The organism is Spirulina sp. CS-785/01 (genome assembly GCF_028330525.1).
In the GTDB taxonomy this organism is placed as follows: domain Bacteria; phylum Cyanobacteriota; class Cyanobacteriia; order Cyanobacteriales; family Spirulinaceae; genus JAQMSD01.
The window spans coordinates 1-12,741 of the sequence record NZ_JAQMSD010000014.1; the positions used below are offsets into that span (position 1 = coordinate 1).

At 46.9% G+C, this 12,741-nt stretch carries 6 protein-coding genes; 3 read left to right on the plus strand and 3 right to left on the minus strand.

What is annotated here, in order from left to right; genetic code table 11:
• Positions 1-164: 164 nt before the first annotated feature.
• Both adhE and PN462_RS00520 read right to left on the minus strand, forming a co-directional pair.
• Positions 165-2,849 carry a bifunctional acetaldehyde-CoA/alcohol dehydrogenase gene (adhE, locus tag PN462_RS00515; protein ID WP_272125858.1) on the minus strand — a complete coding sequence of 895 codons (2,685 nt, stop codon included), beginning with the start codon at positions 2,847-2,849 and terminating at the stop codon, positions 165-167.
• 879 nt (positions 2,850-3,728) lie between these two features.
• Positions 3,729-5,156, minus strand: coding sequence for an FAD-binding domain-containing protein (locus tag PN462_RS00520; RefSeq protein WP_272125859.1), 1,428 nt, complete (start codon positions 5,154-5,156; stop codon positions 3,729-3,731).
• Positions 5,157-5,444: 288 nt separating this feature from the next.
• Here PN462_RS00520 and dnaK point away from each other — a divergent pair, with 288 nt between their 5' ends.
• From dnaK to PN462_RS00535, 3 genes are all read left to right on the plus strand, one after another.
• Positions 5,445-7,391: a molecular chaperone DnaK gene (dnaK, locus tag PN462_RS00525; protein ID WP_272125860.1), complete on the plus strand. Its 1,947-nt coding sequence runs from the start codon at positions 5,445-5,447 to the stop codon at positions 7,389-7,391.
• 473 nt (positions 7,392-7,864) lie between these two features.
• Positions 7,865-8,431 (plus strand): DUF4126 domain-containing protein, encoded by a 567-nt coding sequence (locus PN462_RS00530; protein WP_272125861.1) that lies wholly within the window; start codon positions 7,865-7,867, stop codon positions 8,429-8,431.
• Between the two features lie 45 nt (positions 8,432-8,476).
• Positions 8,477-9,703 (plus strand): DNA double-strand break repair nuclease NurA, encoded by a 1,227-nt coding sequence (locus PN462_RS00535; protein WP_272125862.1) that lies wholly within the window; start codon positions 8,477-8,479, stop codon positions 9,701-9,703.
• 1,817 nt (positions 9,704-11,520) lie between these two features.
• Here PN462_RS00535 and gcvT read toward each other — a convergent pair.
• Positions 11,521-12,657, minus strand: a complete 1,137-nt coding sequence (gcvT, locus tag PN462_RS00540; RefSeq protein ID WP_443029025.1) for a glycine cleavage system aminomethyltransferase GcvT — start codon at positions 12,655-12,657, stop codon at positions 11,521-11,523.
• Positions 12,658-12,741: the final 84 nt, after the last annotated feature.

Below are 12,741 nucleotides of genomic sequence, written 5' to 3' on the forward strand. Positions count from 1 at the left end.
CACCGTTGTTTCAGACACTTGTGAGAGACATTTTCTCCCCCTCTCCCAAGGTTGGGAGAGGGGGTTGGGGGGTGAGGGCGACTCCAAACCGCCATATCTCGTTACCCACCTTGACAGGGCTGGGTGGGCAATGCCCACCCATAGGACATTTCAGGTTCAAAAACCTAAGACATTACTACCTCAGTCAGTGGAGGATGTCCGGGTTTGTGACTATGGCCATTACTATGAATGTTCACCGTCACCGACTGATCTACCACGGGTTTCCCTTCATAGGCATCGAGAATTAATTGTCGCAAGTCTCGAATTAAGGGATAACGGGGATTAGACACGGTACACTGGTCATCAAAGGCTTGATCTGAGAGCGAATCTAACTTGGTAATAAAGGTCTGATAGTCCTCCTTAATGCAGTCTTTCAGCGTCGGGGGAATATTGACCTGTCGTTTTAATTCCTCTACCGCAGCAATCAAGCGATCGACTTTTTCATCTTCATTCTCTCCCCCTAAGTTGAGATAGTCCGCAATGCGGGAATATCGCCATTTGGCATTGGGATACTTATATTGGGAGAAGGTCGCTTGTTTAAAGGGAACATCCGTCGCGTTATAGCGAATGACATGGGAAATCATTTCTGCATTGGCCAAACCATGGGGAACGTGGAATACTGCCCCTAATTGGTGGGCCATGGAGTGACAGATCCCTAAAAAGCCATTGGCAAAGGCCATCCCGGCCATGGTGGCCGCATAATGGACTTTTTCTCGCGCTTTAGGATCATCAGCCCCCTTATCATAGGAACGAGGCAGATATTTAAACAGCAGACGAATGGCTTCTAGGGCTAACCCATTGGTATATTCTGAGGCTAATACCGAGACATACGCCTCTAAAGCGTGGGTTAATGCGTCAATTCCCCCAAAAGCAGTGAGAGAACGGGGCATATTGAGGATAAATTGCGGGTCCACAATGGCCATATTCGGCGTTAACGCATAGTCCGCCAGAGGGTATTTAATATCATTACGGCGGTCCGTGACCACGGCAAAAGGGGTAACTTCTGAACCGGTCCCCGATGTGGTGGGAATGGCCACCATCATCGCTTTATCCCCTAATGAGGGTAAATCATACACCCGTTTGCGGATATCCATAAACCGCATAGCTAACCCTTCAAACTCAATATCCGGGTGTTCGTACATCAGCCACATAATTTTAGCCGCGTCCATCGGTGAACCCCCACCCAAGGCAATAATGACATCCGGGTTAAAGCGGTTCATCATGGTGAGTCCCCGTTGCACGGTATCCAAGGAGGGATCAGGTTCTACATCGTAGAAGATTTGGGATTTTAGCCCCATTTCTTCGAGGACTTCTTCGACTGAGTTGGTCATCCCTAGGTCATAGAGGGGTTTGTCGGTGACGATGAAGGCCCGTTCTTTCCCGGCTAGTTCTTTTAAAGCTACCGGAAGTGCGCCGTATTTGAAGTAAATTTTCGGGGGAACTCTGAACCAGAGCATATTTTCCCGTCGTTCGGCCACGGTTTTGATGTTCAAGAGGTGACGGGGTTCAACGTTTTCGGAGATGGAGTTGCCTCCCCAAGTTCCACATCCCAAGGTGAGGGAGGGATCAAGACGGAAGTTGTACAAGTCGCCAATGGCCCCTTGGGAGGAGGGGGTATTGACTAATACCCGTGCGGCCTGTACCCGGTTTTGGAATTGGCGGATATGCTCACTATTATTAGGGTTGGTGTACAGTGCGGCGGTGTGGCCCCGGCCTGCAAATTCTACCAGTTTAGCGGCTTTTTCAACCCCTTCGCTGTAGTTTTGGGCGTGATACATGGCCAAGATGGGGGAGAGTTTTTCGTAGGCGAAGGGTTCATCTGGGCTGATGTCTTCCACTTCCCCGATAATGAGGCGGGTGTCTGGGGGTAAGTCAATGCCAATGAGGGAGGCAATTTTTGCGATGGGTTGCCCCACGATTTCGGGGTTAATGCGACCGTTGACTAATAGGAGGTCGCGCATTTTCTGCACTTCGTCGGGACTGAGGAAATACGCACCCCGTTCTTGGAATTCTGCTTTAGTGTCCTCATACACATCATTCTCAACGACTACGGACTGTTCACTGGCGCAGATCATGCCATTGTCAAAGGTTTTACTGAGAATAATGGACGAGACGGCCATTTTAATATGGGCGGTTTGGTCGATTAAGGCGGGGGTATTCCCTGCCCCTACGCCCAAGGAGGGATGTCCCGAAGAATAGGCCGCCCGCACCATGCCGGGGCCTCCGGTGGCGAGGATGAGTTTAATGGCTGAGTGCTGCATTAAGGCTTGGGACAGGGGGACGGTGGGGGTGTCAATCCAGCCAATAATGTCTGGTGGCGCACCTGCTTCTACTGCGGCATTTAGCACGACTTTCGCGGCTTCGATGGTGCATTGGGTGGCTCTAGGGTGGGGAGAAAAGATAATTCCGTTGCGCGTTTTTAAGCTAATTAAGGCTTTAAAAATGGCGGTTGAGGTGGGGTTGGTGGTGGGAACAATTCCGGCTAAGACTCCTACGGGTTCGGCTATTTTTTGAATGCCAAAGGTGTTATCTTGTTCAATGACCCCGCAGGTTTTTTCGGTTTTGTATTTGTTGTAAATGATTTCTGAGGCAAAGTGATTTTTGATCACTTTGTCTTCGGTGACTCCCATTCCGGTTTCTTCTGCGGCCATCTTGGCGAGGGGAATACGAGCGGCATTGGCTGCTAAGGCCGCTTTTTTAAAGATATGATCGATTGTTTCTTGGCTATAGGTGGCGAGTTCTTTTTGGGCGGCTTGCACTCGCTCAATTAAGCCTTCTAATTCTTCGTAGTTTGTTGTGGGTAATACCATAGTAAGTCTTTATATTTCCTTAATAGATGGACGCTCAATGATGCCTTTCTATTTGCCATCTTATCGCTCCCCTTTGATTTGAGTCATTTTTGGGTGATTTTTAAGTCTTTTTTAATAATGTTGTTTTGGGGAATGGGTAATGGGTAATTAGGGCTGAAAAAGTGTTTATTCGCTTGTAAGGCAAGGGAACAGGGAACAGTAATCAGTAAACTGTTACCAGCATCCGAAGGCAGGAGGCAGAGGGCAGAGGGCAGATGTTGGAATAAGGAGGAAGTTAACCTAAAAAGAAGGCAGAGGGCAGATGTTGGAATAAGGAGGAAGTTAACCTAAAAAGAAGGTCAGAAACTAATCACAGCAAGGCTTTTAGCCAATTTTCAGCGATTTTTAGTTTCACCGAGAGTAAACAGTAATCAGTAAACAGTAATCAGTAAACAGTTGTTACTCCTCTATCTCCCCCATCTCCCCATCTCCCCATCTCCCTATGAATCCATAAACTGGTATAGTAGTTAGGGTCTAGTTGGGGGGTGGATTTTATTGCATATTTTGGGGATTTTGTCAAATGTATCGCTTAAAAAAAGGCGAAAATTCGTACACGAAATTCCGGAAATTATAGGGGTTAAATGACGGGAGTAACGGAGTAATGGGGGTTGAAGGTAGCTTGAAAGTGTTTTAGTTATAAAATAGCTCCTTCGGAGTATAATTTTCTGTCAAGTCCCCTTTTTTGTCAAATTTCTGCCTCAAACCCTTGCCACTGCGTTACCCGGATCAGCGCGATTTTTTCGGTTAATTTTTGTAAATTTTGGCTTTTAATAGAAATATTAAACCAGAAAAAGTTTTTTTATAACCTAAAATTATCTATTATCGATTACCCATTACCCATTACCCCTTCGCTTCTTGATACAATTGCTTAAACTGCCGTTGCTGTTGTTTGTGATCAACAATGGGTTGGGGATACCCGTAAGCCTCTCGCTCTAGGGGGGGAATTTCTCCTGTGACTAGATATTCGCTATCTACAGAACGTAGTTCTGGCAACCATTGGCGGATATATTCCCCCTCTGGGTCATACTTTTTCGCTTGACTGGCCGGGTTGAAGATGCGGAGGGGTTTGGGGTCCATGCCACTAGAGGCACTCCATTGCCAGCCTCCGTTATTGGCGGCTAAGTCCCCATCAATGAGATGCTGCATGAAGTATTGTTCCCCCCATCGCCAATCAATAATTAAGTCTTTGGTGAGGAAACTGGCCACAATCATCCGACATCGGTTGTGCATCCAGCCTGTTTCGTTGAGTTGGCGCATGGCGGCATCTACGATAGGATAGCCTGTTTTGCCCTCACACCAGGCTTGAAAGTGCTGTAGGTTGTTTTCCCAAGGGAAGTGGTCAAAAGTGTCTCTGTAGGGACCCTGGGCGAGTTTGGGGAAGAAATAGAGGGCGTGTTGATAGAATTCTCGCCAGGCGAGTTCCTGTTGCCAGGTTTGAATGTGGTGTCTGGCTTCGTCACTGCGGGTATTATCTAGGGCGAGTTGGGTGGCTTGCCAAACGGTGCGAATGCTAATGGCCCCAAATTTTAAGGCAGGACTCAGCCGGGATGTGCCGTCTAAGGCGGGAAAATTGCGGTTTTCGTCATAGTGGTAAATCAGGCGATCGCAAAACTCCTCTAACCGATCTTGTGCCGCTTCTTCCCCCGGTTCAAGAATAAAGCCATTCTCCCAAGCAAACCCCAACCCCTGTAAAGTGGGCAGTGAAATCGTTTCAAGTTCCTGTAATACTGCTGTTTCTTCAGCATTTAACCCTTCTAACTGGGAGGGAGTCTTAACCGGAGTGGCCTTTTCCTGTTGACTCCAATTGCGCCAAAAAGGAGTATAAACCTTGTAGGGGGCTTCTGATTTCGTGAGAACGTCCCCAGGAGGGTGCAGTAATTGATCCCACTGACAAGAGACTTTAACCCCTGCGGCCTCTAACTGCTGGTGAATGTCAGCATCTCGGTGTTGGCTATAGGGTTCAACATCCAAAGACCAAAACACGGTTTTCGCCTTGAGTTGCGTAGCTAGTTTGGGAATTGCATCTTGGGGTGTTCCGTGGAGGAAGATGAGTTGACTTCCGGCTTGTTCATATTGTTGTTGCAATGCCTCTAAACACCCCAACAGATAGGCCACTCGCACGGCGGCCACGTCATCCCCTTGTAATAATGCAGGATCAAAACAAAACACTCCCACTACTTTGGGACTGTATTCGGAAGCGGCCTTAATCCCCAAATGGTCAGAAAAGCGCAAATCTCGACGATGCCAATGTAATACTAAGTCGGTCATTAGGAAACAGTAATCAGTAAACAGTAAACAGTAACCAGTTGTTACTCCCCTATCTTCCCCATCTCCCCTACCTTCCCCATCTCCCCTATCAACTATCAACTCCCCATCACCCAACCCCAAAAGGTTCGGGAAACACCACTTACAGAGAAAGCGCGATCGCGGTCACTATAGAGGTTGAAAGACGAAAACTACCTAATTGTAGCCCTTAAACCCAACGGGTTCACTGTAACTCAGATGCCTTTATGCGTAGTTAGCAGTGTATGTCGTTAGCTTGGAGTATATTTTAAAATGCCAAAAGTCGTCGGAATAGACCTCGGAACAACCAACTCTTGTGTCGCGGTAATGGAAGGGGGGAAACCTACCGTTATCGCCAATGCGGAAGGATTTAGAACGACTCCCTCAGTAGTCGCCTATGCTAAAAATGGCGATCGCCTCGTCGGTCAAATCGCCAAACGCCAGGCCGTCATGAACCCCGGCAACACCTTCTACTCCGTAAAACGCTTCATCGGACGGAAACACGGAGAAGTCACCAACGAAGCCACAGAAGTCTCTTACCAAGTGGGCCGGGACAACAATGGCAATGTCAAATTAGAATGCCCCGCCCTCGAAAAACAATTTGCCCCGGAAGAAATTTCGGCCCAAGTGCTGCGCAAACTCATCGAAGATGCCAGCCAATACCTTGGTGAAACCGTTACACAAGCCGTAATTACCGTACCCGCCTACTTTAATGACTCTCAGCGTCAAGCCACCAAAGACGCAGGGAAAATTGCCGGGGTAGAAGTTTTACGGATTATTAACGAACCGACTGCCGCTTCCCTCGCTTACGGGTTAGACAAGAAAAGTAATGAAACTATCCTCGTCTTTGACTTAGGGGGCGGTACATTTGACGTATCTATCTTAGAAGTCGGCGATGGAGTCTTTGAAGTCCTCGCCACCTCTGGGGACACCCACTTAGGGGGGGATGACTTCGACAAGAAAATTGTGGACTTCCTCGCCAGTGAATTCAAAAACACCGAAGGCATTGACTTACGGCAAGACAAACAAGCCTTACAACGTCTCACCGAAGCCGCCGAGAAAGCCAAAATTGAGCTTTCTAGCGTCACCCAGTCGGAAGTTAACCTCCCCTTCATTACCGCCACTCAAGACGGGCCCAAACACCTCGACACCACCCTCACCCGGGCAAAATTTGAGGAACTCTGCGGCGACTTAATCGACCGTTTACGCATCCCCGTGGAACAAGCCCTCAAAGATGCCAAAATTGATAAATCTGGCGTGAGTGAAATGGTTCTCGTTGGGGGGTCCACTCGTATCCCGGCGGTGAAAGAAATGGTGAAAGGTCTCCTAGGGAAAGACCCCAACCAAACTGTTAACCCGGACGAAGTGGTGGCTGTGGGTGCAGCCATTCAAGCGGGTGTCTTGGCCGGAGAAGTGAAAGATATTCTCCTCCTTGACGTAACCCCTCTGTCTCTCGGTGTGGAAACCTTGGGCGGTGTGATGACAAAAATTATCCCCCGCAACACCACTATTCCCACCAAAAAATCTGAGGTGTTCTCCACCGCAGTCGATGGCCAAACCAATGTAGAAATCCACGTCCTGCAAGGGGAACGGGAAATGGCCAAAGATAACAAGAGTCTGGGGACATTCCGCTTAGATGGTATTCCTCCCGCCGCACGGGGTGTGCCGCAAATTGAAGTAACTTTTGATATTGACGCAAACGGTATCTTAAACGTTACTGCGAAGGACAAAGGCACAGGAAAAGAACAGTCCATCAGCATTACCGGGGCTTCTACGTTGCCCCAAGACGAAGTGGAACGCATGGTGCAAGAAGCGGAACAAAACGCCAGTACGGACCAAGAACGCCGGGAGAAAATCGACCGCAAGAACCAAGCCGACTCTTTGGTGTATCAAGCCGAGAAGCAGCTTAACGACTTGGGCGATAAAGTCCCTGCCGATGAGAAAACCAAAGCAGAAGGTTTGATCAAAGACTTACGAGAAGCGGTTCAACAGGAAGACGACGAGAAAATTCAAAGCGTCATGCCCGAACTGCAACAAGTCCTCTACAGCATCGGTAGCAGTGTCTATCAAGGTGCTGAGGGTGCTGAAGGTGCTGAAGGTGCTGAAGGTGCAGCCCCTGGCGGTGAGTCCGCAGGTGGTTCTAGTGACCAAGCTGGTGCTTCGAGTAGCGGTGGTGGCGATGATGTCATCGATGCTGAGTTCTCTGAGTCGGATAAATAAGACTCATCTCGCTAGTTTATAAAACAAGGGGAGCAATTGCTCCCTTTTTTTTATGGATAATTAGGGTTTGGGTTGAAACCCAAGGCGAATAGTTTAAACCTGTGAAAAGTTTAACAATGTAGGTTGGGTGAAGCGAAGCGTAACCCAACAGCAGCTAGTATTAAGGCGAGTCGGTGGAAAAACGCTCATTCTCTACTCAACCGACACCCTATAACGTTTTGTGAGATTGACTTAGGCTCACAATATTAATACATTTAAGAGTACCGAAGACAACGCTCATTGAATTCTAGAATGTCGAAAAAAGTTAGAAAACTGACCAATTCACCATTTCGTTATCCCGGAGGAAAATATTATGCTAGAAATTTGATTGATTACAAATTATTTATTTTTGCTATGGCCTTATTTTAGTTCCTGTCAAGTCCTTTTAAAATTGAAAAAAGGTTGTTGGGGCGGTGGGATGAACCGCGAATGCTATGGAATTGTTAATCGCGCTTTGTCTGGGGGTTACGCTGAGTGCTGCTTGTGGGTTTCGGATTTTTATTCCTCCTTTGATTATGAGTGGTGCGGCATTGTATGGGGATTTAGAATTAGCGTCGGAGTTTGCTTGGATGGAGAGTCCAGTGGCACTCATTACTTTTGCCATTGCGACTGGGGTGGAGATTCTCGCTTATTATTTGCCTGGGGTGGATAATTTATTGGATACGATTGAAATTCCCACGGCCATTGCCATTGGGACGGCGATTTCTGCGTCAGCTTTGGGAGAGGTTGATCCGGTTTTACAATGGACGATCGCAGCTATAGCAGGAGGAGGTGTGGCCGGAACTGTGGAAGGGTTTACCAGTGTCACCCGACTCGCATCAACGGGTATGACTGGGGGGTTCGGCAATCCCATTGTCTCGACGATAGAAGCGTTAAGTGCGGTGGTGTTAACGTTTTTGGCCTTGTTTGTCCCTGTTTTGGCCGCTGTGGTGGTAACTTTTATCCTAGTTTTAGCAATCCGTAAGTTAATCCGCTTCTTCACGAAAAACAATAAACAATAAACAATTAGCAATTAGCAATAAACAATTACCGATTACCCAATTAAAATGCTTGATCTTACGAAACTAGCGGGACAACTGCCTGGTATGAGTACCCATTTACAACAGGAGGCGAAGGCGGGGCAAAAACGTCTCCAAAAAGCCCAAGGATTAATGGCCGAGATTCAGGGGAAACAAGCGGAGTATGTGGCCCAACAGGAAAAATGGCGCGATCGCATCCTTTTCTCCGCCGCAACCCCCGTTGAACCCATCGACACCTGTATTGATCTCCAACCCCCACCCCCCAACCATACGGTTTTCGCCACCGATGGGTCCCAAATTGCCCCCTCCCATCACCAAATTGCCTATTGTTATCTGATCAATGTTGGCCGCGTGATGCTTCATTATGGGCAAAGTTTACACCCCCTCCTAGATAGTGTCCCAGAAGTCTTTTATAAACCCGAAGACCTCTATGTGTCCCGCCAATGGGGGATTCGGACGGAGGAATGGATGGGGCATTGTCGGACGGTTTCTGAAGTCTCTACCCTGGCCGAATTAGCTTGTCGTTGGGTGAACCCCCCAGGGGCCCATTTTGACCCGAATTTGGCCATGGTGGATGGGTCACTGACCTATTGGTTTTTGGAGGGCATTCCGAGGGAGGCCCGCGATCGCTTGTTACCCCCCATGTTAGAAGCCTGGGCGCAAATGCGCGAGGCCAATGTCCCCTTTATGGGCTATTTAAGTGCCTCTCGCAATACCGAGGCCAGCAACTTCTTACGCTTCCCGGCCTGTAAATACGAAAATCCCGACTGTCTCACCCATTGTCGAGGAGAGGGCGAAAACGCTAACCCTGAACAAATGCGTCGGTCTCTCCGTCTTCCTTGTCAAGTTATTGATCCTCTCCGGGATGCGACTTTGTGGGCGAATTTATTACAACCGGGCCAACGGAGTGGCTTTTGGAAAAGTGGGGCGAAAATTCTCGACCTCTACCCGGAGGAGATGCAAGTCTATTTCTGTTATGTCCATGTGGGGGCGGAAATTGCGCGGATTGATGTCCCTCGCTGGGTGATGGAGGATGAAACGTTATTAAATCATGCCCTCAGTATTATGTTAGCCCAAGTACATAAGGGGTTTGGCTATCCGGTGGCGTTGGCGGAGTCTCATAATCAGGCAGTGGTTCGAGGCAGCGATCGCAGCCGTTTTTTTGCTTTACTAGAACAAGAAATGATGAAAGTAGGACTCCGCAATATCGGCACATCCTACAAAGAAACTCGGAAGCGAGGGAGTATTGCTTGATTCAATCCTAATAATTAATAATTGAATGCGGGGATTGACCCAAACACAAAGACAGTAACTCGGTTAGACTTGCCTGTTTTCCCTCTTTTCACTTAATTCTATCTGAAGGTAGTTCTATCGCTTTAACCGAGTTCCCTTGCTCCCTCATCTATAAGACTTATTGGAGTTGCACTGAGTTAAAGGGTTAGAAGCATTGCTTCCAGGTTAGACAATTTGAGGAAATAAAGACTTTCTTCTGAGTTACCGTCTTTGTTTTGTTGACGAGACAGATATGGAATTAACAGCGCGTTTTACCTCACTTTTTACGTTTAACTGGTTTGTGTTTAACTTGTTTGCGTGTCCGGTTGACTGCAAATTAGCTTGACTGCAAATCAGCAGTAACCGTTTAAGTTAGCTGGTTTAAGTTAGCTGACTGTTTCATCTGCCAGGGAAGCTCTTTCTTTAGCTTCAATTACTACTATAAATAGTTCTCTAGGGAAAAACAAGGGGTTGAAAACAAACTTAACAATTAACCCATTTTACGGTTAGCTTAAACCACCAAAAACAAAGACAACCACTCGGTTAGACTTGCCTGTTTTTCCTCTCTTATCTTAATTCTATCTGGAGTTATTTCTAACCCATTAACTGAGTTCCCTTGCTCCCTCATCTATGAGATTGATTGGAGTTGCACTGAGTTAACGGCCAAGAAGCATTGCTCCCTGAAAACCATTTAATTTGAGGAAATAAAGACTTTCTTTTGAGTGATTGTCTTTGTTTTGTTGACGAGACAGATATGGAGTTAACAGCGCGTTTTACCTCACTTTTTACGTTTAGTTTATGTTTAACTTGTCTGTGTGTCCGGTTGACTACAAATTAGCTTGAATGCCAATCACAAGTAACCGTTTAAGTTAGCTGACTGTTTCATCTGCCAGGGAAGCTCTTTCTTTAGCTTCAATTATTACTATAAATAGTTCTCTGGGGAAAAACAAGGGGTTGAAAACAAACTTAACAATTAACCTGTTTTACGGTTAGCTTAAACCCCAAAAACAAAGACAACCACTCGGTTAGACTTGCCTGTTTTTCCTCTCTTACCTTAATCCTATCTGGAGTTGTTTCTAACCCTTTAACCCAGTTCCCTTGCTCCCTCATTCATAAGATTTGTTGAAGTTGCACTAGGTTAACGGCCAAGAAGCATTGCTCCCTGAAAACCATTAAATTTGAGGAAATAAAGACTTTCTCTTGAGTGATTGTCTTTGTTTTGTTGACGAGACAGATATGGAGTTAACAGCGTGTTTTACCTCACTTTTTACGTTTAACTTGTTTGTGTGTCCGGTTGACTGCAAATTAGCTTGATTGCCAATCACAAGTAACCGTTTAAGTTAGCTGACTGTTTCATCTGCCAGGGAAGCTGTTTCTTTAGCTTCAATTATCACTATAGTGACCTATTAGGAGAAATACAAGGGAATGAAAACAAACTTAATACTTATCGCAGGACTTACTATAATTTTGGACGGTTTCACACCAAAAGCAGCCCTTAAACCGATGAGCTTGCAGGAAAGGATCAGGCAATTCAGAGATAAAAACTCTGATTTTGCCCTTCCTTCCACCTACTCAAAATGAAGCGGTGATGGTTCTTTGCTGCTTTGACCGGAGAGTCTCAACCCGTAGCCCCATTACTATGAACGGGGTTTTTCTGTTGCTAACTCCCCAAAAAATCAACAGATTTTCCTTAATTTCACTGACTAAACTACCACAAATTGTGGCGGAGGTTGAGGGTTGTTACTAAAGTTAACTCAAACTGAGTTTTTACTAACTTCCCTCATTAAAATTGTGTCATTTTAAGACTTAGGCGCACCTTGGGGGGAACGGTAAAAGGGCTTTTTAACCACCGTTGCTGGATGCGCTTTGCCGCGAATTTCCACTTCTAGGGTTTGTCCCACTTTAGCCAGGGGTTTGGACACATAGGCCAATGCAATAGCTGTACCTAACGTGGGGGATTTCGTCCCACTGGTGATTTCGCCGACTTTTTCCCCTTCATACAATACCGGATAGCCATGTCGGGCAATATGACGGCCTTCCATGGTGATTCCTACCAACTTACGGGAAATGCCTTTACTTTTTTGAGTTTCAATCACCTCTCGACCCATAAATGTCCCTTTTTCGTCAAGATGGACTAACCAACTTAATCCCGCTTCAATGGGGGAGGTGGTGTTGTCTAAATCTTGGCCATACAGAGCTAAAGCGGCTTCCAACCGCAGGGTATTTCTAGCCCCTAACCCACAAGGAGTCACTCCTGACTCTAAAAAGGATCGCCATAATTGTTTCCCCACTTCCGGCGACACCATGATCTCAAAGCCATCTTCTCCAGTGTACCCAGTGCGGGAAATAAAGGCAGGTTCACCCATTAAAGGGGTTGTGATATGTTCAAAGGCCAAAAGACCGCTTAAATCGGCTTCTAGATAGGGCTGTAGTGTTACTGCGGCTTGGGGGCCTTGGAGGGCTAGTAATACGCGATCGCGGGATACATCCCGTAAATCCACCGGAGCATCTTCTAAATTCGCCAAAAACCAAGCCTTATCCCGCGATCGCGTGGCCGCATTAACAATAATCACCCCATGCTGTTCACCCGTCTTTTCCTCACCTTGATAATAAATAATCAAATCATCAATAATTCCACCTTGGGCATTGAGCAAGACAGTATATTGGGCTTGCCCAGGTTGTAACCGCTTCAAATTCGAGGGAACAAGGGTTTGTAGGTACTCCAGCACCTGTTTTCCCTTAAAGGTAAACTTGCCCATGTGGGAGATATCAAACAAACCAACCTGAGTTCTCACGGCCTCATGTTCCTGCTTTAACCCAGTAAACTGCACAGGCATCTCCCAGCCCGCAAAATCAGTAAACCGTGCATTTTGAGCCTGAATTTCCTCAAAGAGGGGGGTTCTTGCCAATGTCATAGACCTTTCTTCGTGTACCATTGCCAGTTAACTCTATTTATCGTATCGGGATTAGGGGACAAACACGAAGGAATTCCCGGATTTGGGGGAGTGTCGGGAGATGGG

What these genes read in the sequence shown, in the direction of transcription:
- adhE (WP_272125858.1), bottom strand. Translation starts at nt 2,849, where the DNA reads ATGGTATTACCCACAACAAACTACGAAGAATTAGAAGGCTTAATTGAG.
- PN462_RS00520 (WP_272125859.1), bottom strand. Translation starts at nt 5,156, where the DNA reads ATGACCGACTTAGTATTACATTGGCATCGTCGAGATTTGCGCTTTTCT.
- dnaK (WP_272125860.1), top strand. Translation starts at nt 5,445, where the DNA reads ATGCCAAAAGTCGTCGGAATAGACCTCGGAACAACCAACTCTTGTGTC.
- PN462_RS00530 (WP_272125861.1), top strand. Translation starts at nt 7,865, where the DNA reads ATGGAATTGTTAATCGCGCTTTGTCTGGGGGTTACGCTGAGTGCTGCT.
- PN462_RS00535 (WP_272125862.1), top strand. Translation starts at nt 8,477, where the DNA reads ATGCTTGATCTTACGAAACTAGCGGGACAACTGCCTGGTATGAGTACC.
- gcvT (WP_443029025.1), bottom strand. Translation starts at nt 12,657, where the DNA reads ATGGTACACGAAGAAAGGTCTATGACATTGGCAAGAACCCCCCTCTTT.